Annotated in this window: 27 protein-coding genes and 1 tRNA gene; 14 read left to right on the top strand and 14 right to left on the bottom strand. The window is 59.4% G+C overall.

The window, feature by feature from the left end; genetic code table 11:
- Positions 1-8: 8 nt before the first annotated feature.
- On the bottom strand, positions 9-908 hold the full coding sequence (locus tag ACQZ5N_RS12400) for a ribokinase (RefSeq protein WP_448733052.1): 900 nt from the start codon (positions 906-908) through the stop codon (positions 9-11).
- A gap of 53 nt (positions 909-961) precedes the next feature.
- A complete protein-coding gene (locus ACQZ5N_RS12395) occupies positions 962-2,155 on the bottom strand; it encodes a DNA recombination protein RmuC (protein WP_162935936.1) in 1,194 nt (397 codons plus the stop codon).
- 148 nt (positions 2,156-2,303) lie between these two features.
- Between ACQZ5N_RS12395 and def the strand changes: the two genes are divergently transcribed.
- Genes def through truA form a run of 3 tightly spaced genes read left to right on the top strand, consistent with a single transcriptional unit; the run spans position 2,304 to position 4,600 of the window.
- Positions 2,304-2,816 carry a peptide deformylase gene (gene def / locus ACQZ5N_RS12390; protein WP_003503724.1) on the top strand — a complete coding sequence of 171 codons (513 nt, stop codon included), beginning with the start codon at positions 2,304-2,306 and terminating at the stop codon, positions 2,814-2,816.
- A gap of 45 nt (positions 2,817-2,861) precedes the next feature.
- Complete coding sequence (gene fmt, locus ACQZ5N_RS12385) at positions 2,862-3,797, top strand: methionyl-tRNA formyltransferase (protein ID WP_080852739.1); 936 nt, start codon at positions 2,862-2,864, stop codon at positions 3,795-3,797.
- Positions 3,797-4,600, top strand: coding sequence for a tRNA pseudouridine(38-40) synthase TruA (gene truA, locus ACQZ5N_RS12380; RefSeq protein WP_080852738.1), 804 nt, complete (start codon positions 3,797-3,799; stop codon positions 4,598-4,600). Before fmt ends, truA begins: the two co-directional genes overlap by 1 nt.
- A gap of 22 nt (positions 4,601-4,622) precedes the next feature.
- On the opposite strand, the gene ACQZ5N_RS12375 is transcribed toward truA, so the two are convergent.
- From ACQZ5N_RS12375 to dapD, 3 genes are read right to left on the bottom strand one after another with little or no spacing between them, the layout of a single operon-like run.
- Positions 4,623-5,219, bottom strand: a complete 597-nt coding sequence (locus ACQZ5N_RS12375; RefSeq protein WP_448733051.1) for a hypothetical protein — start codon at positions 5,217-5,219, stop codon at positions 4,623-4,625.
- Positions 5,203-6,399 (bottom strand): succinyl-diaminopimelate desuccinylase, encoded by a 1,197-nt coding sequence (dapE, locus tag ACQZ5N_RS12370; RefSeq protein WP_003520046.1) that lies wholly within the window; start codon positions 6,397-6,399, stop codon positions 5,203-5,205. Before dapE ends, ACQZ5N_RS12375 begins: the two co-directional genes overlap by 17 nt.
- A gap of 15 nt (positions 6,400-6,414) precedes the next feature.
- Positions 6,415-7,269, bottom strand: a complete 855-nt coding sequence (gene dapD, locus ACQZ5N_RS12365; protein ID WP_059759385.1) for a 2,3,4,5-tetrahydropyridine-2,6-dicarboxylate N-succinyltransferase — start codon at positions 7,267-7,269, stop codon at positions 6,415-6,417.
- Between the two features lie 138 nt (positions 7,270-7,407).
- On the opposite strand from dapD, the gene ACQZ5N_RS12360 reads away from it, so the two are divergent.
- Both ACQZ5N_RS12360 and ACQZ5N_RS12355 read left to right on the top strand, forming a co-directional pair.
- Positions 7,408-8,274 (top strand): LOG family protein, encoded by an 867-nt coding sequence (locus tag ACQZ5N_RS12360; RefSeq protein WP_003520044.1) that lies wholly within the window; start codon positions 7,408-7,410, stop codon positions 8,272-8,274.
- A gap of 166 nt (positions 8,275-8,440) precedes the next feature.
- Positions 8,441-10,774, top strand: a complete 2,334-nt coding sequence (locus ACQZ5N_RS12355) for a methyl-accepting chemotaxis protein (RefSeq protein ID WP_448733050.1) — start codon at positions 8,441-8,443, stop codon at positions 10,772-10,774.
- A gap of 71 nt (positions 10,775-10,845) precedes the next feature.
- On the opposite strand, the gene ACQZ5N_RS12350 is transcribed toward ACQZ5N_RS12355, so the two are convergent.
- Positions 10,846-11,790, bottom strand: coding sequence for a nucleoside hydrolase (locus tag ACQZ5N_RS12350; RefSeq protein ID WP_448733049.1), 945 nt, complete (start codon positions 11,788-11,790; stop codon positions 10,846-10,848).
- 206 nt (positions 11,791-11,996) lie between these two features.
- On the opposite strand from ACQZ5N_RS12350, the gene ACQZ5N_RS12345 reads away from it, so the two are divergent.
- Both ACQZ5N_RS12345 and ACQZ5N_RS12340 read left to right on the top strand, forming a co-directional pair.
- Positions 11,997-12,422: an Hsp20 family protein gene (locus ACQZ5N_RS12345; protein ID WP_080791469.1), complete on the top strand. Its 426-nt coding sequence runs from the start codon at positions 11,997-11,999 to the stop codon at positions 12,420-12,422.
- A gap of 56 nt (positions 12,423-12,478) precedes the next feature.
- Positions 12,479-12,736 (top strand): BQ00720 family protein, encoded by a 258-nt coding sequence (locus ACQZ5N_RS12340; protein ID WP_003520040.1) that lies wholly within the window; start codon positions 12,479-12,481, stop codon positions 12,734-12,736.
- Between the two features lie 41 nt (positions 12,737-12,777).
- Here the strand turns inward: ACQZ5N_RS12340 and ACQZ5N_RS12335 are convergent, their stop codons facing one another.
- On the bottom strand, positions 12,778-13,395 hold the full coding sequence (locus ACQZ5N_RS12335) for an EF-hand domain-containing protein (protein WP_448733048.1): 618 nt from the start codon (positions 13,393-13,395) through the stop codon (positions 12,778-12,780).
- A 100-nt stretch (positions 13,396-13,495) separates the two neighbouring features.
- The gene (locus tag ACQZ5N_RS12330) at positions 13,496-14,209 is read right to left on the bottom strand and encodes a pyrimidine 5'-nucleotidase (RefSeq protein ID WP_448733047.1); all 714 of its coding nucleotides are present in this window, start codon (positions 14,207-14,209) and stop codon (positions 13,496-13,498) included.
- A 106-nt stretch (positions 14,210-14,315) separates the two neighbouring features.
- Between ACQZ5N_RS12330 and ACQZ5N_RS12325 the strand changes: the two genes are divergently transcribed.
- Positions 14,316-15,233: a DMT family transporter gene (locus ACQZ5N_RS12325; RefSeq protein WP_137452434.1), complete on the top strand. Its 918-nt coding sequence runs from the start codon at positions 14,316-14,318 to the stop codon at positions 15,231-15,233.
- A gap of 46 nt (positions 15,234-15,279) precedes the next feature.
- On the opposite strand, the gene argB is transcribed toward ACQZ5N_RS12325, so the two are convergent.
- Entirely contained in the window at positions 15,280-16,164 is an 885-nt protein-coding gene (gene argB / locus ACQZ5N_RS12320; RefSeq protein ID WP_003503698.1) for an acetylglutamate kinase, read from the bottom strand.
- 271 nt (positions 16,165-16,435) lie between these two features.
- Between argB and ACQZ5N_RS12315 the strand changes: the two genes are divergently transcribed.
- Positions 16,436-16,813 (top strand): hypothetical protein, encoded by a 378-nt coding sequence (locus ACQZ5N_RS12315; protein ID WP_020812283.1) that lies wholly within the window; start codon positions 16,436-16,438, stop codon positions 16,811-16,813.
- Between the two features lie 12 nt (positions 16,814-16,825).
- On the opposite strand, the gene yihA is transcribed toward ACQZ5N_RS12315, so the two are convergent.
- Genes yihA through rpmH form a run of 4 tightly spaced genes read right to left on the bottom strand, consistent with a single transcriptional unit; the run spans position 16,826 to position 19,835 of the window.
- The gene (yihA, locus tag ACQZ5N_RS12310) at positions 16,826-17,479 is read right to left on the bottom strand and encodes a ribosome biogenesis GTP-binding protein YihA/YsxC (protein ID WP_035263945.1); all 654 of its coding nucleotides are present in this window, start codon (positions 17,477-17,479) and stop codon (positions 16,826-16,828) included.
- Entirely contained in the window at positions 17,476-19,278 is a 1,803-nt protein-coding gene (gene yidC, locus ACQZ5N_RS12305) for a membrane protein insertase YidC (RefSeq protein ID WP_448733046.1), read from the bottom strand. The genes yihA and yidC overlap by 4 nt, the downstream gene beginning before the upstream one ends.
- Positions 19,278-19,661 carry a ribonuclease P protein component gene (gene rnpA, locus ACQZ5N_RS12300; protein ID WP_003520031.1) on the bottom strand — a complete coding sequence of 128 codons (384 nt, stop codon included), beginning with the start codon at positions 19,659-19,661 and terminating at the stop codon, positions 19,278-19,280. The genes yidC and rnpA overlap by 1 nt, the downstream gene beginning before the upstream one ends.
- A gap of 36 nt (positions 19,662-19,697) precedes the next feature.
- Positions 19,698-19,835: a 50S ribosomal protein L34 gene (gene rpmH / locus ACQZ5N_RS12295; protein WP_003493611.1), complete on the bottom strand. Its 138-nt coding sequence runs from the start codon at positions 19,833-19,835 to the stop codon at positions 19,698-19,700.
- A gap of 351 nt (positions 19,836-20,186) precedes the next feature.
- Between rpmH and ACQZ5N_RS12290 the strand changes: the two genes are divergently transcribed.
- The 5 genes from ACQZ5N_RS12290 (at position 20,187) to ACQZ5N_RS12270 (ending at position 26,420) form a co-directional block, all read left to right on the top strand.
- Positions 20,187-22,235 carry a methyl-accepting chemotaxis protein gene (locus tag ACQZ5N_RS12290; protein WP_448733045.1) on the top strand — a complete coding sequence of 683 codons (2,049 nt, stop codon included), beginning with the start codon at positions 20,187-20,189 and terminating at the stop codon, positions 22,233-22,235.
- Positions 22,236-22,485: 250 nt separating this feature from the next.
- A complete protein-coding gene (locus ACQZ5N_RS12285) occupies positions 22,486-23,904 on the top strand; it encodes an ATP-binding protein (protein ID WP_035263949.1) in 1,419 nt (472 codons plus the stop codon).
- A 217-nt stretch (positions 23,905-24,121) separates the two neighbouring features.
- Positions 24,122-24,198: transfer RNA gene (locus ACQZ5N_RS12280), tRNA-Arg, on the top strand.
- 368 nt (positions 24,199-24,566) lie between these two features.
- A complete protein-coding gene (locus tag ACQZ5N_RS12275; protein WP_448733044.1) occupies positions 24,567-25,499 on the top strand; it encodes an STM4504/CBY_0614 family protein in 933 nt (310 codons plus the stop codon).
- Between the two features lie 30 nt (positions 25,500-25,529).
- Positions 25,530-26,420, top strand: coding sequence for a DUF2806 domain-containing protein (locus ACQZ5N_RS12270; RefSeq protein ID WP_448733043.1), 891 nt, complete (start codon positions 25,530-25,532; stop codon positions 26,418-26,420).
- Positions 26,421-26,655: 235 nt separating this feature from the next.
- Here ACQZ5N_RS12270 and ACQZ5N_RS12265 read toward each other — a convergent pair.
- Positions 26,656-26,928: hypothetical protein (locus ACQZ5N_RS12265; protein ID WP_448733042.1), on the bottom strand; the 273-nt coding region annotated here is incomplete at its 5' end.

The raw sequence follows: 26,928 nt of genomic DNA, 5'->3' as shown, positions 1-26,928 counted from the left end.
CTGATCCCTTAGAGTGCCGCATCCACTTCCGCAGCAAGCGGAATGGAAGGCTGGGCGCCGGCGCGGGTGCAGGCGAGCGAACCTGCGACGGCGGCGCGCTTCAGCGCCCTTTCGAAATCCATACCCTGATCGAGGCTCGCGGCGAGATAACCGCAGAAGGTGTCGCCCGCACCGACCGTATCGACCGGTTCGATCTTGAGGCCGGAAGCCCGGAAAACCTTGCCGTTGCGCATGGCGATCACGCCATCGGCACCAAGCGTCACGATCAATGTCTGGCCGGTGCTGTCATGCAGGGCTTTCAGTTCGTTTTCCCGCTCAGAACCGGAAAGTCCGTTCTTTCCGATCAACAATTCGAACTCGGTTTCGTTGGCGATGACGATATCGGCAAGGCCTGCGAGGCGCGGCCCATCGGCGGTCAGTGGCGCAGTATTGATGACGGTGGTGACGCGCTTTGCCTTCGCAGCCGTCAGCGCCGCTTCGATAGCGGATGCGGGTATCTCGAACTGCAGCATCAAAATATCGCCCGCCGACATTTCCGCCAAAGCTTTCGCGGCGTCGGATGCGGAGACTTCACCATTGGCGGCGGGAATGACCGAGATCATGTTTTCCCCGCCTTCGCCGATAAGGATCACTGCCGTCCCCGTAGGGCCGGGCGTGGTCTTCACCAGTGAGAGATCGGTGCCGGCGTCGCGCAGCAATGTCAGCGCCGGCGCGGCAAAGGTGTCATCGCCCGCAGCTCCTGCCATCTTGACCGTGGCGCCCGCACGCCGTGCGGCCAACGCCTGGTTGGCTCCCTTGCCGCCGGCGGCCGTGGAGAAGGTCTCGCCCGTCACGGTTTCACCGGGCTTTGGCAGGCGTTTGGCGGTGGCGACGAGGTCCATGTTGATGGAGCCGAAAACAGTAATCATGGAGGGCGTATCCGTATAGAATTCAAGCAAGGCGGCGACTTTGCCCGAGCGGATCACTCGTCGTCAACCACCCGCAACTTTGCCGTTCCCGCCCTGTTCTCGGCAAAGCGTCGAGCCTGCTCGATTTCCCCATGCGAAGTCTCTTTTTCCGTCGGTGAAAAATCGAGACCTTCGATTTTCTGGCCGCGCGCCAGCACCTTGTCGGAGGAGATCAGCATCATGTCGATATCTTTTTGGGCCAATCCAAAATGGGCCTGCAGCTTGCGCGTCCGGTCGTCCAGCCGCCGCACATCGTCCATGAGCAATGCAACTTCACCCTGAATGAGATGTGCCTGCTCGCGCATGCGCTGATCCTTGAGTACGGACTGGATGACCTGTACCGACAGCATCAGCAGCGATGGCGAAACGATGACGACACGGGCGCGGTGGGCGCGTTGCACCAGATATTCGAAATGCTGGTGGATATCGGCGAAGATCGATTCGGACGGCACGAAGATGAAGGCCGTATCCTGCGTCTCGCCGCGGATGAGGTATTTCTCGGCCACATCGCGAATATGCACTTCCATATCGCGGCGGAACTGCTGCACGGCGGCGCGTTTGGTTTCGGGTGTTTCGTCCGCCTTGATGGCGTTCCATGCCTCCAGCGGAAACTTGGCGTCAATGACGAGCGGCGGAGCATTGTTGGGCATCTTGATGGTGCAGTCCGGCCGATAACCGTTCGAAAGCGTCGGCTGCAACTGGAAGGCCCCGGCCGGAAGCGCATCGGCAATCAGCGTCTCCATGCGGGCCTGTCCGAAGGCGCCGCGCGTCTGCTTGTTGGAAAGGATGGCCTGCAGCCCGACGACGTCCTTGGCCAGATCCTGAATATTGCCCTGCGCGGCGTCGATGACCGCGAGGCGCTCCTGCAGGCGGCTCAGATTCTCATGCGTCGACCGGGTCTGCTCCGTCAGTGTTTCGCCAAGGCGCTGCGACATGCCGTCGAGGCGCTGGTTCAGCGTCTGGCTCATCTCGGTCTGGCGGGTGCCGAGCGTTTCCGCCATGGCGGCAATGCGGCCATGCAGTTCGGACTGTGTTTTGAGGAGATCGGAGATTTCGCCGTCGGCTCCCGCTTTTTTCCCACGGCTCGCCGTCACCAGCCAGGTGGTGACCAGACCGAAAACCAGGGCCGCGAGCAGCGCGCCGAAGCTGATGTCGACGGAGCCGGCCCGTAGCGCGGGATCGAGGAGAACGGAGAAATCGATGCTCATGATTAAATCTAGCAGGTTTCTTGTGATTCGGAAGATCAAAACAAGAACATTCCTGCGGCGGAAATGAGTCGGGCGGGGCGGATGCCGGAGGCGGTTTGAACCTCGTGTTTTTTATTTCCTCCGCGCAAGAGATACGTTATGGGAAGCCATGACCATCAAACCGCTTATCATTTTGCCAGATCCCGTGCTGCGCCAGCAATCGAAGCCCATCGAAAAGGTGGATGCCGAGGTGCTGCGTCTTGCCGACGACATGCTGGAAACCATGTATGATGCGCCGGGTATCGGCCTCGCCGCCATTCAGATCGGCGTGGCGCGCCGCATGCTGGTGATCGACGTTGCGCGTGAAGGCGAGGAAAAGACCCCGATCGTCTTCATCAATCCGGAAATCCTCAAAGTGTCGGACGATGTCTCGACCTATGAGGAGGGCTGCCTCTCCATCCCCGATTATTACGCCGAGGTCGAGCGTCCCGCGTCGCTCACGGTGCAATATGTCGGCCGTGACGGCAAGCAGCAGACGGTCGAGGCGGATGGCCTGCTCGCCACCTGCCTGCAGCATGAGATCGATCACCTGAACGGCGTTCTCTTCATCGACCATATTTCGCGGCTGAAGCGCGACATGGTCATCAAGAAATTCACGAAAGCGGCCCGCGCAAAGATCTGATCGGTCCTCTCTGGACCGGAATGGACGACAGGGCAGGGGGCGACGATGGCTCTTCGCATCATTTTTATGGGTACGCCGGATTTTTCCGTTCCCACCCTGCGTGCACTGGTGGAGGCCGGCCACGAGATCGTTGCGGTCTATACCCAACCGCCGCGCCCCGGCGGCCGTCGTGGCCTCGATCTGCAGAAGTCACCGGTGCATCAGGCCGCCGAATTGTTGGGCCTGCCTGTGCTGACGCCGGTGAACTTCAAGGCAGAGGAGGACCGCCAGCAGTTGCGGGATTTCAATGCCGATGTCGCGGTTGTGGTGGCTTACGGTCTGCTGCTGCCGGAAGCGATCCTCAGCGGCACGCGCCTTGGCTGTTATAACGGCCATGCCTCGCTGCTGCCGCGCTGGCGCGGCGCTGCCCCCATTCAGCGGGCGATCATGGCCGGCGATGCCGAGACCGGCATGATGGTCATGAAAATGGAAAAGGGGCTCGATACCGGCCCCGTCGCGCTGACCGCCAAGGTCGCGATCGATGAGAACATGACCGCGGGAGAATTGCACGACAGCTTGATGCTGGCCGGCGCGCGGCTGATGCGGCAGGCTATGGACAAGCTGGAATCCGGCGACCTGCCGCTCGTCACGCAGGCGGAAGAAGGCGTGCTCTATGCCGCGAAGATCGACAAGGGCGAGACCCGCATCGATTTTTCGAGGCCGGCGCAGGACGTGCATAATCACATTCGCGGCCTTTCGCCGTTTCCCGGCGCATGGCTGGAAATGGACATCGGCGGCAAGGCGGAACGCGTGAAGGTTCTGGCCTCCGAACTGGCAAGCGGCATGGGAGAAGCGGGCGCGGCGCTCGATGACGCCCTTACCATTGCCTGCGGCAGCGGCGCCGTGCGGCTCACCCGTCTTCAGAAGGCGGGCGGTAAGCCGATGTCGGCGGCCGATTTCGTGCGCGGCACACCGGTTCCGACCACAACGAGGCTCGGCTGATGCCACGTTTCCGCATGACCGTCGAATATGACGGCACGCCTTATTATGGCTGGCAGAGACAGGATAACGGCCCCTCGGTTCAGGGTGCGCTGGAGGCTGCGGTTCGCTCGTTGACGGGAGAGAGCGTCTCCATTCGCGGCGCCGGCCGCACCGATTCCGGCGTGCATGCCGTCGGGCAGGTCGTCCACGTCGATCTTTCCCGAGACTGGGAGCCCTACAAGCTTCGCAACGCTCTCAATGCGCATCTCGCCATGGCGGGCGAAGCCGTGGCCGTCCTCGATACCGCCTCCGTGACCGAGGATTTCGACGCCCGGTTTTCCGCCCTTCGTCGGCACTATCTCTACCGCATCATCTGCCGCAAGGCCCGGCTGGCGCTGGAGCACAAGCGGGCATGGTGGGTGTCGAAGGACATGGACCATGAGCGCATGCATGAAGCCGCCCAGATGCTTGTCGGCCGGCATGATTTCACGACCTTCCGCTCCGTGCATTGTCAGGCGAACAGCCCGGTACGCACGCTCGACCGGCTGGATGTGACGCGCACCGGCGATCTCATCGAGATACGTGCGACCGCGCAGAGCTTCCTGCATAACCAGATACGCTCTTTCGCGGGCACGCTGAAACTGGCGGGCGAAGGCACGATGACGCCGGAGGATGTGCGCGCCGCACTGGAGGCGCGGGATCGCAAGGCCTGCGGCCCGGTCGCACCGCCGGACGGTCTCTATTTCATGCAGGTCGATTATCCCGACGTCATTCCGCCGCGTCGCAGGTACCCTGAAGCCGATATGGCTGAGGACGCAGACTGACCGCTAAAACCCAGGCCGGTTCTCAGGCCGGATAAACGCCGAGAAAACGCTGCAGCGCTTCCGATAGAAGCATGCCGGGCACCAGCAGCGTCATGACGATGGCCGAGACGAGTAGCGACTGGTCGCGGATGAAGAACCGCACAATTCGCGAGAAGGCGAAGACCAGCGACAGAAGCAGCGCCAACCAGAGAATGGCGATCAGCCCCTGCAAGGGCGGCAGGAAGAATGCGATCAGGATCAGAACCGCATAGGCGTAGGAAAATGGCAGGGACAGCCAGTTCATCGTGGTGACGAGCGGCGCGAATTTTTCCCGTGCGCCGAAGGCAAAGAGCAGCATGCCGATCAACAGCAGCGGCACGATCCAGCAGATGGCCTCGACCATCGCCAGACGGAAGAAGAAGATGAAGCCCGTTCCGGTGCCCGGCGGATAGCTGGCGAGGAAGGCGGCGCGCAGCCACAGCCAGGAAACCAACATGGCCGGCAGGCACCAGAGGGCGGAATAGAAGGATCGCCACATGCCGCGCTCTGAAAGGTCCAGATAACGTGCGCCTTTATGGTCGCCGAGCAGCAGAAGCCACAGGCCCGTCAGATAAAGCCTTATTTCACTTGCCGTCGGCATGGGCGAACCAGCGTTCGATAAAGGTCTCGTAAATGCGCGTCAGCGTCTCGAGATCGGCAACCGCCACACGCTCATCGACCATATGCATGGTCTGCCCGACGAGGCCGAATTCCACCACCGGGCAATAATCCTTGATGAAGCGCGCATCCGAGGTGCCGCCGGTGGTCGAAAGCTTGGGTTCCTTGCCCGTCACGGCTTCCACCGCGCCGGAAAGCGACGAGATGAGGGCATTGTTCCGGGTAAGAAAGACATGGGCCGGGCGGTCGGCCCAGACGATATCGTATTTCACCGGCGCACGGTCGGGGCGAAGCTCGCCTTCTGCTGCGGCGGCATCGAGGCGGCGGACGATTTCCGCGCGCAGGCTCTCTGCAGTCCACGTATCGTTGAAACGGATGTTGAAGGAGGCCGTCGCCCGCGCCGGGATTACATTGGTGGCGGCATTGCCGGTATCGACTGTCGTTACTTCCAGATTGGAGGGCTGGAAATTGTCGGTGCCATGATCGAAGGGCGGATGCATCAGCGCATGGGTGAGTTGCAGCAGACCGCGAATGGGATTGTCGGCGAGATGCGGATAGGCGGCATGTCCCTGCACGCCATGGACCGTGATGCGGCCCGAAAGCGATCCCCGGCGGCCGATCTTGATCATGTCGCCAAGCTGGTCGGGATTGGTCGGCTCGCCCACCACGCAGGCGTCCCATGTCTCGCCCTTGGCGGCCGCCCATTCCAGCAGCTTGGAGGTGCCGTTGATCGACGGGCCTTCCTCATCGCCTGTAATCAGGAAAGAAACGGAGCCCTGCGGTTTGCCGTGTTTTTCGATATGGCGGGCAATGGCGGCAACGAAACAGGCGATGCCGCCCTTCATGTCCACCGCACCGCGACCGAACATTTCGCCGCCGGCGATTTCGGCCGCAAAGGGCGGATGGCTCCATGCGGCCTCATCGCCCACCGGAACGACATCCGTATGGCCCGCAAACATCAGATGCGGGCCCTCGGTGCCGAGCCGGGCATAAAGGTTCTCCACGTCAGGCGTTCCCGCCTCGCTCGCCACCATCCTGTCCACCTGGAAACCAAGCGGCGAAAGCAGGGTGTCGAGCAGGGAAAGCGCGCCGCCTTCCGCAGGCGTCACCGAAGGGCAACGGATGAGGGCGGCGAGATTGGCAACGGGATCGGTCGTGGTCATGGCAGTCGCTTTATATCAGTCGCGCAGAAGCTCGTTGATGCCGGTCTTGGAGCGGGTCTTTTCATCGACGCGCTTGACGATGACGGCGCAATAGAGGCTCGGGCCCGGTTCGCCGTTCGGGAAAGGCTTGCCCGGCATGGTGCCGGCAACGACGACGGAATAGGGCGGCACTTCGCCATAGGTGATCTCGCCGGTGGCGCGGTCGACGATCTTGGTGGACTTGCCGATGAAGACGCCCATGCCGAGAACCGCGCCTTCACGCACGATGCAGCCTTCGACGACTTCCGAACGGGCGCCGATGAAGCAATTGTCCTCGATGATCGTCGGGCCCGCCTGCAAGGGCTCCAGAACGCCGCCGATGCCGACACCGCCGGAGAGGTGCACATTCTTGCCGATCTGCGCGCAGGAGCCGACAGTTGCCCAGGTGTCTACCATCGTGCCTTCATCGACATAGGCGCCGAGATTGACGAAGGAAGGCATCAGCACCACGTTCTTGGCGACATAGGCGGAGCGGCGCACGACGGCGTTCGGCACGGCGCGGAAACCGGCGGCACGGAACTGGTTTTCACCCCAGTTTTCGAATTTCGACGGCACCTTGTCCCACCAGGTGGATTCGCCCGGTCCGCCGGTCACGATTTCCATGTCGTTCAGGCGGAAGGAGAGAAGAACGGCCTTTTTCAGCCACTGGTTCACCTTCCAGTTTCCGTCAGCCTGCTTTTCGGCCACGCGTGCCTTGCCGCTATCGAGAAGTTGAAGAGATGTGTCCACGGCGTCGCGAACCTCGCCCTTCGTCGATACGTTCACACCATCGCGGTTGTCGAAGGCGGTTTCGATGATGGTTTCGAGGGAGGTGAGATCCGTAAGGCTCATGGAAAATTCCTTAAAGTCGCGTGGTGTTCGTGGTCACGGATGGTCCCGCGCCGCTGGAAGGCTTTGGTCATTTGATCTAAGGGAGTGTTGGAAAGGCGTCAATGTGATTTGGGTGATTTGGCGCGTCAGACGAAAGGCATGGAAATGACACGACTGAAAAACGGCAAGTTGCGGCGCAAGGACGGGGTATGGGACCCGTTGAAGCGCAGTGCCGTGGACAAGCAGCAGGCCGAGGTCGTTCAAAAAACACCGCAGTCGGATTCCCCGTCCTATCGCCTCGCCTATGTGGACATGGATTTCCTCTGCCGTGAGGAATTGCGCCCCGTCAGGCTGCAGCTGGAACTCCTGAAGACGGAAATGGCGCTGACCGAGCGCGGCATCAAATCCACCGTCGTCATGTTCGGCGGCGCCCGCATTCCGGAACCCGGCGGCGAAGCCTGGGCGGCGCGCAACGAGACGCAGAAGCGCAATCTGGAGCAATCCTCGGTCTATTACGAGGAAGCGCGTAAATTCGCCCGTCTCTGCACCGACTATGCCGCGAAATCCGATCACCTCGAATATGTCGTGGTCACCGGCGGCGGTCCCGGTGTCATGGAAGCGGGCAATCGCGGCGCTGCCGATGCCGGCGGCCCGTCTATCGGCCTCAACATCGTCCTGCCGCACGAGCAGGCGCCGAACCCCTATGTGACGCCGGAGCTGAGCTTCAACTTCCACTATTTCGCCATTCGCAAGATGCATTTCCTGATGCGGGCGAAGGCGGTGGTGATCTTCCCCGGCGGTTTCGGCACGCTGGACGAACTTTTCGAGGCCTTGACGCTCATCCAGACGAAACGCATGGAGCCCATTCCGCTCATCCTGTTCGGTGAGAAATTCTGGCGATCGGTGATCAATTTCGAATTCCTGGCGGATTTCGGTACCATCGCGCCTGAAGATATGAATCTTCTTCATTTTGCCGAAACAGCCGACGATGCATGGAAAATCATCTCGGCCCACTACGAACACTGATTATGCTTGGCGCGACGAAGTAATTTTAGGGCTTAATTAGCAATCTTCTTCTAATTTTGCCCCGTCGCGCTGCAGCGCACTGTCCCCTGCGGACGGGCCTCCATGACGGAGATTTATCATCCGTTGACGTCAGCCTTTTCGGGCGGGCGATTTGATCGAGGCCAAAATGTTCAATTTCCAAGTGAAGTCGCTTGCGACCAAGCTGATCCTCGTAACCGGCTGCGCCATCACCACGGTTCTTGTCGCATCGAATTCCTTCCTCATTTCGCAGACGAGTGAGCGCGTGCACGCGCTGACCATGGATCAGGCCAATACCGAAGCGCGCGCCATCGCCAATGTCATCGCTGCCGATGTCGGTGAACTCGGCAGCGCCGCGCGCTCCATGGCCGGTGTCATCGGCCGTGCGCATCAGGCGAAATCGATGGATCGCTCCGGCATCGTCAACATCCTCAAGGCCAATGTCGAGCAGAATACCTTTGCTTTCGGAAGTTGGTTCTGCGAGCAGCTGGGCCTCTTTGACGGACAGAGCAAGGAGATTGCGGGCAGGCTCGATCTCGGCACCAATGAAAACGGTGCGTTTGCGCCCTATTGGTCGAAGACCCAGAAGGGCGACATCCAGTTCTCGACCTTCAAGAATGATTATGCGGCGGAATGGTATGCGCTCGCCTCCAAATCCGGCAAGGGCGCTATCACTCAGCCCTATCTCGCGGAAGGCACGGAAGTACCCACAACCATGACCTCGCTTGCCTATCCGGTCATGTCGGACGGCAAGATGATCGGTGTGGCGGGTGTCGATATCTCACTGGCCTCGCTGTCGCAGAAGCTGCAGGCGCTGCATCCTTTCGAGACCGGCCGCGTGACGCTCGTTTCGCAGGGCGGCCAGTGGCTGGTGCCGCAGACGCCCGCGCAGAATATGAAAGCCTATGATGGAGACGGTGCAAGCACCGTTCAGGCGGCGATCACCTCCGGCAAGCAGGGCCTCATCGAAAATCTCGGCCTCGATACGGACGCGCCCTATAACCGTCTCGTTTATCCCTTCGCCGTTCCGGGCCTCAACGCGACCTGGGTGGTGCTGGTGGATATTCCCCATCAGGCCCTGAACGCACCGGTTCAGGAACAGACCTACATGATGATCATCGGCGCGATCGTCATTCTCGCCGCCGTCATCACCGCGCTTTATTTCGCCGTGCGCCATTTCGTCCGCAATCCGCTTGCCTCGCTGGTTTCCGACGTCAGGACGCTGAGCGACGGTCGCTACGATGTGCCGGTTTCCGGACAGGAGCGCCGGGATGAGACGGGTGCGGTGGCTACCGCGCTTGAAGGTTTCCGCGCGAAGCTTGCCGGCATCCGCGAGATGGAGGCCGAAGCCGAGGCCCAGCGTGGTCACGCGGAAACGGCGCGCCAGCGCTCGGAATCCGAGCGTACTGAAAACAGCCGCATGCAGCAGCACATTGTCGGCGTGCTGGGTGCGGGCCTCAATGCGCTTTCGCAGGGCAATCTCACCTACCGTATCGAGGACGAGTTCCCCGGCGAATATGCGAAGCTGCGCGAGGACTTCAACTCGGCGCTTGCGAGCCTCGAGGAAACCGTTTCCACCGTCAACGCAACCGTCGTCAGCATCGGCAACGGCACGGGCGAGATCACCCGCGCCGCCAGCGATCTTTCGCACCGCACGGAACAGCAGGCCGCAAGCCTGGAAGAAACCGCTGCCGCCCTCAATGAGCTGACCGCGCAGGTTAATTCCAGCGCGGAAAACGCCGCAGAGGCGGCCGGAGCCGTCAGCCATGCCTGCGACGATGCGGGCAAGTCGGGTGAGGTCGTGCAGCAGGCCGTAAACTCCATGGAAGGCATCGCGCAATCATCGGCCGAAATCTCGCGCATTATCGGGGTTATCGACGAGATCGCCTTCCAGACCAATCTTCTGGCACTGAATGCCGGCGTGGAAGCCGCCCGCGCCGGTGATGCCGGCAAGGGCTTTGCCGTCGTCGCACAGGAAGTGCGCGAACTGGCGCAGCGGTCCGCCACTGCCGCCAAGGAGATCAAGGGCCTCATCAACACCTCGGCCATGCAGGTGGGCGAGGGCGTCCAGCTGGTTGGCAAAGCCGGTGAGACGATGAAAAAGATCGCCGATCAGGTTCTGCAGATCAACCAGCTGATACGGCAGATTTCCGCTTCCGCCAGCGAGCAGGCAGTCGGCCTGAAGGAGATCAATTCCGCCGTTACCCAGATGGATCAGGTTACCCAGCAGAATGCGGCGATGGTGGAAGAAACTACCGCTGCGAGCGTAACACTGAACAGCGAGGCCGAAACGCTGAAGTCGCTCGTTGCCGGTTTCTCCGTTTCCGGCGGCCATTCCAGCCAGCAACTGCGCGCCACGGCGGCGGCAATGCGCGCACCCGCCGCTCCGGCGCAGGCGTCGGGCCGCCCGGCCGCGCCCCGCGCCCGCCCGAGAACCAGCGGTGCAAACGCTTTGGCGCAGGATGACTGGACGGAATTCTGACGCGCCATTTCAGCCTCAAATGAAAAGGGCCGCTGGTATCGCCAGCGGCCCTTTTTTAATGTCCGCTTCCATCAGAGACGGGCGAAACGTTCCGTCAGCAACTCGAAGAAGCCGTCGGCATCCACATTGCGCATCACGCGGGCATTGCCGGGCCGTTCGGTAACATTCCACCAGTCCACCACGGTCATGCCCATGGTGAGTTCCGAATGGACCTCGATTTCGACATTGCACTCGCGACCCTGAAACAGTTCGGGTTTGACGAGATAGGCAATGACGGTCGGATCATGCAGCGGGCCGCCGTCCGAACCGTATTTCTCGATGTCGAAACGCTCGAAGAATTCCAGCATTTCCGCCATGGCTATGGCCGGCCGCGTGCCAATGTCGCGAATGCGGCTGACTCGAGCCTTGGTCGTCAGCAACTGATGGGTGACATCGAGCGGCATCATGACGATCGGCATACCGGAGCGGAAGACGATATCGGCGGCCTGCGGGTCGACATAGATGTTGAATTCCGCCGCCGGGGTGATGTTGCCGCCCTCGAAGAAGCCGCCGCCCATCATCACCAATTCCTTGACGCGGTCGGCGATCTCAGGCGTCTTCAGGAGCGCCAGCGCCACATTGGTCAGCGCACCGAGCGTGCAGAGCGTTACGGTGCCGGCGGGTTCCCGCATCAGCGTTTCGATGATGAAATCGACCGCATGCTGCTTTTGCGCTTCCATGGTCGGCTCATCGAGAACCGGGCCGTCGAGGCCGGTGCTGCCGTGAACGTGCTCGGCGGTGATGGGCTTGCGCACCAGCGGCTTCTCGGCGCCCTCATAGACGGGAATATCGGTGCGGCCGCACAATTCACTGATGATGCGGATATTGCGGCTGGTCAGCTTCAGCGGAACGTTGCCGGCGACGGCGCACAATCCGAGAATGTCGATTTCCTCCGGGCTTGCGAAGGCGAGCATGATTGCCGCCGCGTCGTCCTGGCCAGGATCGGTGTCGATAATGATTTTTCTGCGTTCTGCCATGTCTTGCCCGCCGTTGAGATGAGCGCTTTTTTCGAGCGGCGGGTGCTCACTTGTCAAGCCTCATTCCCCGGTGTCCCCTTTGCTCGTTGCCGCGTCTTGCGTATTGCGGTTGTGCTTCCCATATTGCAGGGGCCGGTGCGATTGACCGGCGAGGTTGCCGGAAGCGGGACCGCGAAACGTCGCTTGGTTGCAAGGACAAAAGAGACATGAGCCGCATGACGCCATTCACCCACCCGCTTTTGCTGGGTTTTGATGCCATGGAAAAAACGCTGGAGCGCATGGCGAAGGCCAATGACGGCTATCCTCCCTATAATATCGAGCGCCTGCCGGGCAGTGACGATGTGCCGGAACGCCTGCGCATCACCATCGCGGTTGCCGGTTTTTCGCAGGACGATCTGGATGTGACGACGGCCGATAACCAGCTCGTCATTCGCGGACGCCAGCAGGAACAGGAGAAACGCGATTTTCTCTATCGCGGCATCGCGGCGCGCCAGTTCCAGCGGGTTTTCGTGCTTGCCGATGGCATGCAGGTCAGGGAAGCGCGCCTGCGCAACGGCCTTCTTTCCATCGATCTGGTCCGGCCGGAAATTTCAAACGTGGTGAAGAAAATTAATATTTCCGTCTCAGAGTAGAACGTGAACGCCGGAATCCGACACGAATCGCTCGGCGTGAAGAAGGAGGCTGAAATATGCTGTTGAAAGAAGCGCATGCGCGTCTCACCCAATCCCAGCTCGCCCATATCGGCGAAGGAGAAGTGGGATATATCCGCAAGATCCGCGCGGAAGACGTCAGCCGCTGTTTCCCGGAAGCGCCCGATCTCGATCCGCAATTGGACCTTTGGGCGCTGTTCGGTGCAGATGGTACGCCGATCCTCCTGACGGACAACCGGTCCAGTACGTTTTTCAAGGCTGCCGAAGACGATCTCCAGACCGTCAGCCTGCATTGAAGAAAAAAGCCCGCTTTTGAGCGGGCTTTTTCTTTAGCGGGTTAAAGGAACGGGCGGTCCGGCATGTCGTCGATGGAGATGACGCCGTCCTTGTTCTTGTCCAGCCGTTCGAACATCTTTTCGCCGGCGGCGGTGAATTCGGCCTTGCTGACCTGACCGTTCTCGTCGGTATCGGCCCAGCGGATCAGCGCGAAACCTGCGCCCTTGCCGCCATGCTTGCCCCAGCCCTGATGGCCGAAACGGCCGCCATGTTCGCGCTCGGCATGTCTTTCGGCGCGCTTGCCCTCGGGGCCCTTGCCGTCTTCGGCTTTGGCGTCCTCACGCTCGGGGCGCGGATTGGCGGCGCGGAAAGCTTCCATCTTCGCCTGGCGATACTCACGCATTTCCTTCGGCGTGATCGAGCCGTCCTTGTCCTTGTCGATCTCGGTGAAGAGCGCGTCCTGACGGGCGACGAATTCCTCCTTGGAAATCTTGCCGTCCTTGTTGCTGTCAGCCACCTTCAGCAGGTGAACGAAGGCCGCTTCCTGGCGGATCGGCATGCGCTCGCCATGGCCTTTGCCCGGAGCGGGTGGGGCGGCAAAGCTTGCCGTCGCGGCCGTGCCGATCAAAAGGGCTGCGCCAAGAGCAGACAGGGCGATTTTTCGTGTGGTCATCGTCATTACCTTTCTTTGGTGTCCCTGAAGAGAAGATAGTGACGTCCAGCACGCCTCACCACTTAAACATCCGTAAGGTGGATGAAGCTTCGGTAATGTTCGCTGCTCAGCCTGCGATGGTTTTCGTCAGGAAACCGGTCAGGTCGTCGGTGATGTAGTCGATATGCGCATCCGTGACGGCGGGGATTTCCCAGCGTTCCATGATGATGCCCTCGAGATTGGCGGGGACGAGCAGAACGGTCTTCATGCCGAGCGCTTTGGGCGCCGCGAGATTGCGGGGTAAATCCTCGAACATGGCGGCTTTTTGCGTGTCGAGTTTCGCAAGCGCCGCGAACTTCTCATAGGTCGCGCTGGCCGGTTTCGGCAGATAGCCCGCGGCGACGATATCGAAAATATCCTCGAAGTAATCGAGAATGCCGAGCGCACCGGCCGCCGCCTGCGCATGTTTGACGCTGCCATTGGTAAGGATGAATTTGCGGCCCGGCAAAGCCTTGATTGCCTCGCCGAGTTCCGGATGCGGCTTCAGCGCCGAATAATCGATGGCATGGGCGCGTTCCAGAAACTCGTCCGGGCTGATGCCGTAGTGGATCATCAGGCCCTGAAGCGTCGTGCCGTGGTCATGATAATAGCGTTTCTGCAGTACCCGGGCCTCGTCGGGATCGAGCTTCAGAAGCTCCGCCACATAGGCCGTCATGTTACGGTCGATCTGCGAAAACAGATTGATGTGATGCGGATAGAGCGTGTTGTCGAGATCGAAGACCCATTCGCTCACATGGTCGAAATCGGCGACTTCGGGCAGGTTTTTCGGCTTTGTGTCCATGGGCTGCTTTATGCCCGTTTCGAAGGCCGAAGAAAATCGAAAAGACGACGATTGATCAGAAAATCGGGCTTGGCTGCGGCCTCCGGTGCATGATACCGCCAAGGCCATGGAACTCTGGATAGGCATCACTTTCGCAAGCGCGTTCTTGCAGAACCTGCGCTCGACCCTGCAGAAGCACCTCAAGGGCATGATGGGCACCACGGGCGCGACCTTCGTGCGCTTCGTGTTCGGCATGCCTTTCGCTCTCGCTTATCTTGCTTTCCTGCATTTCGGGCTCGGTCGCCCTCTGCCGGTGCCCAACATGTCCTTTGCCGTGTGGGCGACGGTCGGCGCCATGGCGCAGATTGCCGCCACCTTCCTGCTGGTGCACCTGTTCTCGTTTCGCAATTTCGCGGTTGGAACGGCCTATTCCCGCACAGAACCGGCGCAGGCAGCACTGTTCGCGCTTATCTTCATCGGGGAAAGCGTCAATGGCGGCACATTGGCGGCCATCGCCATCTCGGTCGCCGGCGTCATGCTGATTTCGGTGGCACGCACGGAAGTCACGCCCGCTTCCTTCTTCACCTCGATCTTCAGCCGGACGGCGGGTATCGGCCTTGCCTCGGGCGCTTTCTTCGGCCTGTCATCGGTCGCCTATCGATCGGCGTCGCTCGCGCTTGCGCCGAGCCTTCCCGCTCCGGACGCGATGATGCAGGCAGGCTTTACCCTCGTTGTCGTCATCGTCATGCAGACGGTGTCGATGTTCCTGTGGATCGTCTGGCGCGAGCGGGAAGAGTTGCGGCGCATCGCCAGGGTGTGGAAACCGTCGCTTGCGGTCGGTTTCGTGGGCGCTACGGCCTCGTTCGGCTGGTTTACGGCGATGACCCTGCAGCAGGCCGCCGTGGTGAAGGCATTGGCGCAGGTTGAGATGCTTTTCGCCTTCGCTTCGACCGTGCTTTTCTTCAAGGAGAAGATCAACCGGCTCGAACTGTCCGGCTGCCTGCTGATTGTCGTGGGCGTGCTGTCGCTTCTGGCATTCGGCTGAATGCCTGTCGTGGCGGACAGGCTTGCCGTCCGCCACCTGAAACCTATCAGGGCACGATGAGCGTGCCGGCGCCTTCCGTGAAGATTTCCAGAAGGACGGAATGCGGCGTCTTGCCGTTGAGGATCACCACGCCCTGAACACCGGCCTTGATGGCGTCGATGCAGGTCTCGACCTTCGGGATCATACCGCCGGAAATCGTGCCGTCCTTGATGAGCGCACGCGCCTGCGAGACGGTGAGTTCCTTGATGAGTTCCTTGTTCTTGTCGAGAACGCCGGGAACGTCGGTGAGAAACAGCAGACGCGAGGCGTGAAGCGCACCCGCAATCGCGCCGGCGAAGGTATCGGCGTTGATATTGTAGGTGGCACCATCGCGGCCAGGCGCGACCGGGGCGATGACCGGGATCATTTCCGACTTGGCGAGCAGGTCGAGCAGGGTGCGGTCGACTTCGGTGACTTCGCCGACGAAGCCGAGATCGAGCACACGTTCGATATTGCTGTCGGGATCGATGACGGTCTTTTTCGCCTTTTCGGCGAAGACCATGTTGCCGTCCTTGCCGCACAGGCCGATGGCCCATTCACCCGTCTGGTTGATGAGGGCGACGATTTCCTTGTTGATCGAGCCGGCCAGAACCATTTCGACGATCTCGACCGTCTTGGCGTCTGTGACGCGCAGGCCGCCCTCGAATTTCGATTCGATGCCCATCTTGGTCAGCATCGCGCCGATCTGCGGGCCGCCGCCATGTACGACGATGGGGTTAATGCCCGATTGCTTCAAAAGGGCGATGTCTTCCGCGAAAGCCTTGCCGAGCGTGGAATCCCCCATGGCGTGACCGCCATATTTCACCACGATGGTCTTGTTCTCGTATTTCTGCATGAAAGGCAGAGCCTGTGCGAGCAGCCGCGCCTGAGTTTCGCTTTCGGAAGACGTCATCTAAAAACCTCGGTCTGTGGTTGCGGCCGTTGAAAGCCTGTCACCGCTCTAAAGCAAGTCTTTGACGGATGAAATAACCTCCTGGCCTTATTGTGTCGGCAGCGGTCAAATTTCTTTTTTTTGGCTGTCCCGGCCCCGTAATGAGATTGACATAAAGGCCCAATGGGACCAGCCTTGCAGAGGAAAGGGGAGGGGTTAATTCAGGGCGACGTGGGATGTCGCGCGCCGCGGGAGCGATGCTGACCTGAACGACCGAGGAGCGAGAGACCACATGACGGCACCCGATCGAGACAAGCAAAGCGGTTTGCGGGATGAAGTCCTTGCGGGCGAATATGTGCTGGGTGCCCTGCCGCCGGAAAGCATGGCGGAACTTGCCAAGCGCGTCAAACGCGACCGCCAGTTCGCGGCCATGGTCAGGCGCTGGCGGGACAATCTGGCGGAAACCGAATATCGCGAAAACGCGACCGTCGCCGCGCTGCTGGAACGGGACCCAAGCCGCTCCGGCCTGCCATTCAGGGGCCAACCGCTGCGGGGTGGCAGCATGTTCGCAGCCATGCTTTCGGAGGTCTGGCATTCCGTGCGCTTCTGGCGCCTTCTGGCGTTGACGGCGACGCTCTGGACCGCCGTTCTGCTTTTCACCATCGCCTGAGAGGCGTGTCTCTCAAAGAGAGATCGTTCTGACGATCTCGGCCCGCAGGCTATCCAGCCCGAATGATTTTTCCGAGGATGTGGCGAGAACTTCCGGATAGGCGGCGGGACGCTTGCGGATTTTCTCCAGCGTTTCGCCGATCAGCCGCGGAACGCCGGCATCCTTGATCTTGTCGGTCTTCGTCAGCACGATCTGGTAGGAAACGGCCGCCTTGTCGAGCAGGGTCAGAACCTCCTCGTCGTTCTTTTTCACGCCGTGGCGGGAATCGATCAGCACGTAAACACGCTTCAGCGTCGCACGGCCGCGCAGATAATCGAAGACGAGCTTCGTCCAGGCATCGACCTGATCCTTCGGGGCCTGCGCATAACCGTAACCGGGCATGTCGACCAGCGCCATCGGCGGCAGATCGCCCGCTTCGCCGGAATAGCCATCCGGAACGAAATAGTTCAGTTCCTGCGTGCGTCCGGGCGTATTGGACGTGCGGGCAAGCCCCTTGTGGCCCACCAGCGCATTGATGAGCGAAGACTTGCCGACATTCGAACGGCCGGCGAAGGCAATCTCCGGCGGGCCTTCGGGCGGCAGGAATTTCATTGCGGGAACGCCGCGAATGAAAATCCAGGGTCGCCCGAACAGGGGCTTTTCGGTTGCCGTGCCGGTCTCACTCATTTCGATTGCACCGGCTTTCGCTTGAACAGCCCCTTGATGTTATCGAACAGCTCGATCTTGGCGCCCTGGCGCTTCATGATGACGGCCTGCTGGGTGATGGAGAGGGTATTGTTCCATGCCCAGTAGATGACCAGACCGGCCGGGAAGGAGGCCAGCATGAAGGTGAAGATCAGCGGCATCCAGTTGAAGATCATCGCCTGCGTCGGATCGGGCGGCGTCGGGTTCATGCGCATCTGCAGGAACATGGTGATGCCCATGACAAGCGGCCAGACACCGATCATCAGGAAGTGCGGAACATCATAGGGCAGAAGGCCGAAGAGGTTGAACAGCGACGTCGGATCCGGCGCGGAAAGGTCGTGAATCCAGCCGAAGAACGGCGCATGCCGCATTTCGATGGTGACGTAGATGACCTTGTAGAGCGCGAAGAAGACCGGGATCTGCAAAAGCATCGGCCAGCAGCCGGCAACAGGATTGATCTTCTCTTCCTTGTAGAGCTGCATCATCGCCTGCTGCATGGCCATGCGGTCATCGCCATGCTTGGCCTTCAACTCTTCCATCTTCGGCTGCACGCGCTTCATGTTCGCCATGGAAGCATATTGCTTGCTGGCGAGCGGGAAGAAGAGAGCCTTGACGACGATGGTGGTGAGCAGGATCGCCACGCCGAAATTGCCAAAATAACGGAAGAAGAAATCCATCAGTTTGAACATCGGCTTGGTGATGAAGTAGAACCAGCCCCAGTCGATCAGAAGGTCGAACTTCGGAATGGCGTAGGTCGTCTCGTAACGATCGACCAGCGGCACTTCCTTGGCGCCAGCGAAAACGAGGCTCTTCAGCTCGATCGATTGGCCAGGCTCGACCGTCAGCGGGTCGCTCTTGAAATCGGCCTGATAGCTCGGCTGATTGCCGGTAATGTGCGAATAACGGGTTTCGAACGGCGTCGTCTGCGGCGGAACGATGGCCGCGGCCCAATACTTATCGGTGATGCCGAGCCAGCCGCCGGTCGCCTTGGCAACCGTTACCGGTGCTTCTTCGACGTCCTTGTACTTTTCTTCCGTCAGGCTGCCGTCTTTGCCCGAAACGCCGAGGAAACCTTCATGGATGACGAAGACCGGGGGAATTGCGGGCTTGTTGTTGCGCGTCACACGGCCATAGGTGGCGAAGGAGATCGCCGCCTGTCCGGGGTTTTCCACCTTGTCGGCGACCGAGATCATGTAATGCTCATCGATCGAAACCGTGCGGGAGAAAATCACGCCCTTGGAATTGGTGTAGGTGAGGGTGACCGGGGTGGTTTCCGTCAGCTTGTCGCCGCTTGCCAGCGTCCACACGGTGGTCGGGCCGGGAACGCCGCCGACTTCCTGTGCTGCAACGTAACCGAGTTCGGTGAAGTAGCCGTCCTTGGTGTCGGAGGGCGAAAACAGCGTGATGATCGGGCTCGAGTCATCGACGGTCTCATGGTAGTCCTTGAGCCGGATGTCATCGAAGCGGGCGCCGGTCAGGTTGATCGAGCCGGCGATGGCGTTGGTCTCGATGGCGACGCGCTGGGTTCTCGCAATCGACTCTTCGCGGGTCGCCGTGGCGGCAGTCTGCGGCGAAGAGGCGGGCGGTGCGCCTTCAACGGCAGCACCTGGTGCGGCGCCCGGCGCCGGCTGCTGTTGCTGCGTCGTCTGCTGTTGCGCCTGGCGGGCCTCTTCGGCGCGGCGCTGCTGCTCGATACGCGGATTCATGTAAAGGAATTGCCAGGCGAGGACGATGACAACCGAAAGGGCTATCGCGATGAAGTAATTACGGTTCTTTTCCATCATTCTTTCCTGGAGCGGGTCTCCTGGGACCGTTTCGGTTTCGCCGTTCCTTCAATTCGCTCGTTAAGGAGAGACTGAAGTTTCGGGAAGGCCGTATCGAGCACGTCCCTGCGGGCGACAATCACATAGTCATGACCGGGCTTCATTGCGAATCCGGCAGAAAGCCTGACGGCTTCCTTGAGACGGCGGCGCATGCGATTTCGCTCGACCGCGTTGCCTTGTCTTTTCGTTACGGTAAAACCGACGCGAGGCTCGGTTTCCGGGGCTTTCCGGTCAAGCACTTCCAGAAGAAAGGTGCCTCCCCGCCGTTTTTCTCCTGCCTGAACGGCAAGGAAATCCGACCGGTTTTTAAGCCGGCCGGGCAGTTTTCCTGTCTTACTCATGTGCCCGCGACTTTCACCGGGTCACAGAGGCGGCAATTAAGCCGAAAGACGAGCGCGGCCGCGCGCACGGCGGGCTGCGAGAACCTTGCGGCCGCCGGCGGTAGCCATACGGGCGCGGAAGCCATGGCGACGCTTGCGGACAAGCTTGGACGGTTGGTAAGTACGCTTCGACATTTATTTAATACCGCGGTGTGCGGCCCTTCTTGAATTTGCAATAATTTGCAAGAGCGTTTCGTTTTTTGCACGGCTAACCCCGCCTGGGCGAGCTTTCAATGGCCGAGCGTGCGCGGCTTATAAGGGCATAGGCCGAGCAAAGTCAATTGCCGAAGGGGTTTTCGCGCTTCACCTTTTGCGGAAAACGCACCGCCATCTCCTTCGCCGACCGCCGATAGAGGACGATTCCGGCGCGCAATCGATAAAATCTGAAATTCTTTCTTAACGCAGCATTGATAAATCTTGTGACGCGAAAAGTTATGCCAGCTTCCCATTTTCATCGCGCGGCTGGTTTTTGTTGGGGGAACGAAGTTGAGAATTCGCGGTCGTATCAATCTACTTGTCGGGCTGATGAGCCTTGTAGCCTGTACCATTGGCGGGCTGTCCATCTATGCGATCAACGAATTCCGGGTTCGGTCGCATCATTTCGAGGAAACCGCCGAGAGGGCTTACAAGGGCGAGGCGCTCAACCGTCTGGTAACGGCAGTCGTCATGGAGGCGCGCGGTGTCTATGCGGCAGCCGATGTGGCGGCAGCCACCCCCTTTGCCGACGGCATGGTCAAAAACCTCGACGCCATGGAAAAGCTCATTGCCAGCTGGGCGCCGCTCGTGCCGGCGGAACAGCAGGCGAGTTTCGACAAGCTTGTCGGTCGGTCCAAGGAATTCCGCACCTTCCGTCTGGAAACCGTGCGGCTGGCGAAGGAAAACGGGCCGCAGGCGGCCAGCCAGCAGGGCAATAACGAGGCGAACCGCGCCAACCGCAAGGCCTATCAGGCGGAGATCGACGGCGTCGTGAAAAACGACCTTGCCGAGCTCGAAGTCGTGAAGGCGGGAGTCGATTCTTTCAGCACCGCCATATTCTGGGTGATCGTCGCGGTGACGGTTGCAGGTGTCGGCGCGGGAGCCGCCTTCGGCCTCTACATCGGAACACGGCAGCTCAGCGCGCCGATCCGCAGGGTTTCGCAGGTGATGAATGCCGTGGCCGATGGAAATCTCGACGCGGACGTCCCCTATCTCGGCCGCAACGACGAAATCGGCGAAATGGCTGCGGCCGTCGAGGTCTTCAAGAAAAACGGCAGCGAAGTGCGTCGCATGAATGCGCAGGAAGCCGCCATGCGCGCCAAGAGCGACGATCTGCAGGCCGGCATGGCCATCGTCGTCGACGCTGCGGCCCAGGGCGATTTCAGCCGCCGCATCAACAAGGATTATGGCGACGACAACCTCAATCGTTTCGCCGCGACGATCAATTCGCTCCTCACCGGTGTCCATAATGGCGTATCCGAGACCAGCCGCGTCATCGAAGGCCTTGCGCGGGGCGATCTGACGGAGAGAATGGATGGCGAGTTCCGCGGCGTTTTCGCCGAACTTCAGGGGAACGTCAACCAGACGCTGACGAAGCTGCGCGAGACGATGCGCGAAGTGCGCGGTAGCACGGAAGGCATCAGCGGCAACGCAAACGAATTGCGCTCGGCGGCCGACGACCTGTCGAAGCGGACCGAACAGCAGGCGGCGGCGCTGGAGGAAACCTCCGCCGCTCTGGATGAGATTACCGCCGTTGTTCGCAATTCGACCGACCGTGCGCAGGAAGCCAGCGCCATGGTTGCCGAAACGAAGCAGAAGACGGAAGAGTCCGCCAATGTCGTGCGCGATGCCGTGTCCGCCATGGACCGCATCGAGCACGCCTCGCGCGAAATCAGCCAGATCATCAACGTCATCGACGAAATCGCCTTCCAGACGAACCTGCTGGCGCTGAATGCCGGCGTGGAAGCCGCCCGTGCGGGTGAAGCGGGCAAGGGCTTTGCCGTCGTCGCTCAGGAAGTGCGAGAACTTGCGCAACGATCCGCAACGGCCGCGAAGGACATCAAGGCGCTGATCACCAAATCCGGCGAGGAGGTCGGGCGTGGCGTATCGCTGGTACAGAGAACCGGCGGCGCACTGAGCGAGATCGAGACCCGCGTTCTGGCAATCAACGAGCACATCCATTCGATCGCCACGGCAGCCAGGGAACAGTCCACCGGCCTGCATGAGGTGAATACCGCCATCAACCAGATGGACCAGGTAACGCAGCGCAACGCCGCCATGGTGGAGGAGACCTCGGCCGCAACCCACAAGCTGAGCAGCGAGGCCGACCATCTCGTGACGCTCGTGGCGCGCTTCAACGTCGGCGCGGAGAATGTGCAGCGCAGCCCCCGCATCGAGCAGCCCGCAAGGCCGATGACGGCCTCCGCTGGACCGGTGGCAGTCTCCGGCAGGACGCAGGCGGTGGCGTCTCCGGCCCGCAAATTGATGAACAGCGTCAGCCGCGCCCTCAATGCCCAGCCTGCGGCGGCACCCGCGCACGGTGACTGGCAGGAGTTCTAGGCGACCAGCGGTTCGCTTCAAAACCGGCTTACCTTCGAACGCCGCCCCTGCCGGGCGGCGTTTGTTTTTCCGGCGATGAAAACCTTTATTTTGCAGCGCATTGGAAAAATATCCATTAGGTCCTATTATCATCGCTGCATATAAACCGAGCCGTTCCACGCAAGCAGCGGCGCGCATACAGGATCATGGCCCGGTGTTTTCTAAAGGCGTAGACAGCTTGGACCGCACGCAAGACGATCCGGTGCATTGCATGCCGGGATTGACCGCCGGTCTTTCGGGACGGCTGCTGCTGCTCACGGTCATCTTCGTGATGATCGCCGAAGTGCTGATCTTCGTACCTTCCGTCGCCAATATGCGTCTTTCATGGTTGCGCGACCGTCTGAATACGGCTGCGGCCGCCGGCGCTGTCATCGACGGCCTGCAGGCCGAACTGCCGCGAAGCGTGCAGAACGACACGCTGATGGCAACCGGGGCGAAGCTTATCGCGCTGCGCAAGGACGGCACCTCACGCCTGCTCGCCGTGGCGGAAACGCCGCCGGGTGTCGATGAGCAATATGATCTTTCCGACGTTTCGCAGGTGGCGGCGGTGCGGGATGCCTTTTCCACCCTGCTGTTCGGCGGCAACCGCGTCATCCGCGTTTTCGATGTCGTCGGCGACAGCGACACGATCATCGAACTGGTGCTCGGCGAAAACAAGCTGCGGGCGGCAATGCTTGCCTATGCCCGCAACGTTTTCCTGATTTCCATCGTCCTGTCGCTGATCACCGCAGGCCTGATCTTCATCTCCATCAACCGCATCATGATCCGGCCGATACGCCGGCTGACGCTCGGCATGCAGAACTTCTCGGAGGATCCGGGCAATCCCGAGCGGATTTTCGTCCCCGAGCAGGGGGCAGACGAACTCGCGGTTGCGGGCCGCCACCTCGCCGACATGCAGACCGAACTGCAGAAAACCCTGCGCCAGCAGAAGAACCTCGTGGATCTCGGCCTCGCGGTCTCCAAGATCAATCACGACATGCGCAACATCCTGTCCTCCGCGCAGCTCATGTCGGACCGCCTGGTGGATGCCAAGGATCCGATGGTCAGGAGCTTCGCGCCGAAACTGCTGCGCACCATCGACCGCGCCGTGGCCTATACCGGCGAGGTTCTGGCCTATGGCCAGGCGACCGAAGGCGCACCGAAACGCAAGATGGTGCAGTTGAGCCTTCTGGTGCGGGATGTGCGCGATATTCTGGCGCTCGATCCGGACAGCGGCATCGAGTTTCAGGACAGCGTCCCATCCGACCTCACGGTCGATGCGGATTCAGAGCAGCTTTTCCGGGTCATCCACAATCTCTGTCGCAATGCCGTTCAGGCCCTGCAATCGGATACCGCGAATGCCGGGCTTCGGCATCTCTCCATCTCGGCCCAGAGGGCCGGCAGCGTCGTCAGCATCGTCATCGACGACAATGGGCCGGGAATGCCGCGCAAGGCCAAGGAGAACCTGTTTTCCGCTTTCAGGGGTTCGGCCCGCTCCGGCGGCACGGGCCTCGGGCTGGTCATTGCCCGCGAACTCGTGCTTGCCCATGGAGGCACGATCGCGCTCGTCGAAAAGCCCGGTCCCGGCACGCAGTTCCGCATCGAGATCGCCGACCGCGCCGCCTCCGTACAGGCGGCCAGAACCGCCTGAAAAACCTGCTCCGCAGCCGGCTAGCGCAATCATTATGCCTGCCCAAACGGACATGGTATCTGGCCCGTGGAAAATGATCCGCATAGAATTTCCAATATAATCAATTGGATACATGAATTGCTGCGGAAAAATGACAATTTCGAAGCGAAATCGCTTGCATTCGGAATGAGGACGTTTTAGAGGATCGCCACGCCACCGGAAACGACCGGAACGGCACGCACCCGTAGCTCAGCTGGATAGAGCACCAGACTACGAATCTGGGGGTCAGGAGTTCGAATCTCTTCGGGTGCGCCATTTCTCCTTTCTGTTGCAATACGTTAGTCTCTTGGGCCTGTTTCTGCTCGTGATGGTACGCAGGAAATGTAATGACCCTGTAATAACAATCCCTTCGGCACTGCCAAATCCTCCAAGCCACTCGAATGGACGAGCGAAGCTCTTAAGAACCTCCGGTTCCCTATGGACGTTAGATTTCTTCGGCTCTTGGTCTCGCCCCCTAGGGAACCCGGTAGGAGGGGGAATGGGGGTGTCTAGAGCAGTAGTGTATTATACCCAAAGATTTTCTCAGAAAAATTCCTGATTTTCGGGGGACGGGAGAGATACCGCCTTACGCTTGGATTTCAGTAAGCTAATATATCCCCTGCGATTCTATGTCGGTGGATGATATGGCTGTAGTTGATCTTTATTCAAAGCGTCAAAAGCGCGTTAGGGGGGAAATCTCCGACGTCTACACATATGATGAGTTACCTAAAACGCTTAGAATTCAAATCGAGTACCTAATAAAACAAGGACTCAATCCCAGAGCGGATTTAAGTAGAGGTCGTGTTTACTCAACTTTTAAAATGATTGTTGATACGTTATGCAAAGAATATGGGGTTTACCGTCTTGCGGGGAAGGATTATCGCAGACTTGATCCGGATGAGGAAATATATAAATTTTCAATAAGTGAGCCAGATACTGAACGTTGCCTCGATGTTGTAGAGCTTTCCATGAGAGCAATCGACAGGCTTACCAGAACCATCGAGTATAGTAGTTACCATCGCTACAATGAGAACGCAGATGCCGTTCTTGATGAGTTGAATACCCGTTTCAAAGAAAACGGGGTCGGCTACCAGTTCGTAGACGGAGAAATAATCAGGGTAGACTCTGAACTCGTCCATACAGAGGCTGTGAAACCAGCCATCCGGCTCCTGAATACAAAGGACTATGCAGGACCCCACGAGGAGTTTCTGTCAGCCTATGAACATTACAGGCAAGGTAATAATAAGGAAGCCTTGAACGATTGCCTAAAGGCGTTTGAATCGACCATGAAGGCCATCTGCGACAAGAGGGGATGGACGTACAAGACGACTGACACGGCAAAGGCATTGATTGACGTATGCCTGTCCAACGGTCTTATTCCCCCATTCTGGCAACAACAGATGACCTCGCTGAGAAGCCTTCTCGAAAGCAGCATTCCGACTGGGCGGAACAAACTAAGTGGTCATGGGCAAGGTGCGGTTCCCCAAGAGGTTCCAGACTACCTCACTGCCTATATGCTCCATATGACGGCCTCTACACTTGTCTTCCTGACCACAGCAGAGAAGGAATTTAAGTGAACGGGTGTGATCGGATTTGTTGGAGGCTACGTGGATATTAAGGACATTGCAGGTCTGGAGAAACCAGCCACTGAATTGATCAACCGCGTTTCTGACGCTGTGGGTGGAATTGCGAAACCTTGGCAGATGAAACGGGTCGCAAAAGCTGAAGTCGAGATAAAGAAGCTTCATGCTTTGGCTGACATTGAGATAACCGAGCAGAGGGAACGCGCCTTGAAGCGGATGATTCTCGAAGAGGAAAAGAACCAAGAGAACATTGAAGCGGTTACCGCAAAGGCTATTCCGCACCTTAAGGGTGATTCCAAGCCACATGATTTAGACGAAGATTTCCTTCGCTTTCTTTTTGAGAGAGCCAAGTTCGTCTCCAACGCCGATATGCAGCAACTATGGGGAAGGATTCTAGCGAGTGAGGCTAATTCCAGCGGGACTTTTTCACGGAGAACGATGGATATTGTTGCCCAAATGAGCCGGGACGATGCCTCGCTCTTTCTTAGGTTTTGCCAAAATGTCTGGTGGATCGGAAGCGCCATGCCGATGATTTCGGAAGAGTGGCCTTTGGAAAGTCAAGGAGGCCATGTTCTCTCATTTCAAGAGTTAGCCCATCTCGATGACATGGGTCTGATAAATTTCGATAACTTTTCGGGGTTTGTAACTAAGAAGCACGCGCAAAAAGAAAGATTCCACTATTACGGATGTGTCGTTGAAATCGAGTTCGGAGAATCCTCCAAAGAGGATGAGCGTGAGGTACGACTTGGCCCTGCGGTCTTAACGAGGTCTGGCAAGGAGCTTATCTCAGTTGTCGAGGTCGAGAAGTCTAAAGATGCATTCGAATGGGGAATGCAGTCGTTAGTCAAGCAAGGGATAAGAGTTTCTCTTCCGATTGAGAGTAAGGGGAAATATCCGGGCGGGGCGTCAAGCTAGTTCAAGAGAAAGGTGATGGTAGCTACAGCATCCCTAGGTCTATCATTGGTTTCCTATAGTCAGAACTTTTGGCTAGTGATGTCTCCATAAGGGGTTTCTTCTATATGGACGTTTGACTAGCTAAATTACTCATTTTTCCTTTGTACTAACCCTACGCCCCCACCTGACTAGCTAAGATTAGAAGGGTAGCTGCTGTCTAGATGTCTGGGCTGTGAATGGCAGATACCGTTTATTCCTAATCACCGGGACAGACCGTCCGATACCCTTCTGATACTCGATACCCTCTATCCTCAATCCCGCCGCGGCAGCAATCGAAGCGCGGCATGGCGGTGGCGCGGTTGCCGCGAAAATTCAGGCGCATGTGATTCTCGCCGCCGTTTAAACCGGCGCTGCCGGCCCGGTTCTCAGCTGACCTTGCCCCGTTGAAATAATCCATTTTGAAGTAAGCTCTGGCCCATTGAGAGGACCAGGGAATGAAGCGCAATCGTTTTACAGACGAACAGATCAT

The organism is Agrobacterium sp. 22-221-1 (genome assembly GCF_053522445.1).
This window is presented reverse-complemented; position numbering and strand designations above follow the sequence as displayed.

Bases quoted from the DNA above. Each gene is read 5' to 3' on its own strand.
- rnpA (WP_003520031.1), bottom strand. From the start codon at position 19,661: ATGAGTAAGACAGGAAAACTGCCCGGCCGGCTTAAAAACCGGTCGGAT.
- ACQZ5N_RS12355 (WP_448733050.1), top strand. From the start codon at position 8,441: ATGTTCAATTTCCAAGTGAAGTCGCTTGCGACCAAGCTGATCCTCGTA.
- ACQZ5N_RS12315 (WP_020812283.1), top strand. From the start codon at position 16,436: ATGACGGCACCCGATCGAGACAAGCAAAGCGGTTTGCGGGATGAAGTC.
- yidC (WP_448733046.1), bottom strand. From the start codon at position 19,278: ATGGAAAAGAACCGTAATTACTTCATCGCGATAGCCCTTTCGGTTGTC.
- ACQZ5N_RS12275 (WP_448733044.1), top strand. From the start codon at position 24,567: ATGGCTGTAGTTGATCTTTATTCAAAGCGTCAAAAGCGCGTTAGGGGG.
- ACQZ5N_RS12345 (WP_080791469.1), top strand. From the start codon at position 11,997: ATGAGCCGCATGACGCCATTCACCCACCCGCTTTTGCTGGGTTTTGAT.
- ACQZ5N_RS12285 (WP_035263949.1), top strand. From the start codon at position 22,486: ATGCCGGGATTGACCGCCGGTCTTTCGGGACGGCTGCTGCTGCTCACG.
- rpmH (WP_003493611.1), bottom strand. From the start codon at position 19,835: ATGTCGAAGCGTACTTACCAACCGTCCAAGCTTGTCCGCAAGCGTCGC.
- dapE (WP_003520046.1), bottom strand. From the start codon at position 6,399: ATGACCACGACCGATCCCGTTGCCAATCTCGCCGCCCTCATCCGTTGC.
- truA (WP_080852738.1), top strand. From the start codon at position 3,797: ATGCCACGTTTCCGCATGACCGTCGAATATGACGGCACGCCTTATTAT.
- ACQZ5N_RS12395 (WP_162935936.1), bottom strand. From the start codon at position 2,155: ATGAGCATCGATTTCTCCGTTCTCCTCGATCCCGCGCTACGGGCCGGC.
- ACQZ5N_RS12335 (WP_448733048.1), bottom strand. From the start codon at position 13,395: ATGACGATGACCACACGAAAAATCGCCCTGTCTGCTCTTGGCGCAGCC.
- ACQZ5N_RS12340 (WP_003520040.1), top strand. From the start codon at position 12,479: ATGCTGTTGAAAGAAGCGCATGCGCGTCTCACCCAATCCCAGCTCGCC.
- argB (WP_003503698.1), bottom strand. From the start codon at position 16,164: ATGACGTCTTCCGAAAGCGAAACTCAGGCGCGGCTGCTCGCACAGGCT.
- ACQZ5N_RS12400 (WP_448733052.1), bottom strand. From the start codon at position 908: ATGATTACTGTTTTCGGCTCCATCAACATGGACCTCGTCGCCACCGCC.
- def (WP_003503724.1), top strand. From the start codon at position 2,304: ATGACCATCAAACCGCTTATCATTTTGCCAGATCCCGTGCTGCGCCAG.
- fmt (WP_080852739.1), top strand. From the start codon at position 2,862: ATGGCTCTTCGCATCATTTTTATGGGTACGCCGGATTTTTCCGTTCCC.
- dapD (WP_059759385.1), bottom strand. From the start codon at position 7,269: ATGAGCCTTACGGATCTCACCTCCCTCGAAACCATCATCGAAACCGCC.
- ACQZ5N_RS12375 (WP_448733051.1), bottom strand. From the start codon at position 5,219: ATGCCGACGGCAAGTGAAATAAGGCTTTATCTGACGGGCCTGTGGCTT.
- ACQZ5N_RS12330 (WP_448733047.1), bottom strand. From the start codon at position 14,209: ATGGACACAAAGCCGAAAAACCTGCCCGAAGTCGCCGATTTCGACCAT.
- yihA (WP_035263945.1), bottom strand. From the start codon at position 17,479: ATGAGTGAGACCGGCACGGCAACCGAAAAGCCCCTGTTCGGGCGACCC.
- ACQZ5N_RS12325 (WP_137452434.1), top strand. From the start codon at position 14,316: ATGGAACTCTGGATAGGCATCACTTTCGCAAGCGCGTTCTTGCAGAAC.
- ACQZ5N_RS12360 (WP_003520044.1), top strand. From the start codon at position 7,408: ATGGAAATGACACGACTGAAAAACGGCAAGTTGCGGCGCAAGGACGGG.
- ACQZ5N_RS12350 (WP_448733049.1), bottom strand. From the start codon at position 11,790: ATGGCAGAACGCAGAAAAATCATTATCGACACCGATCCTGGCCAGGAC.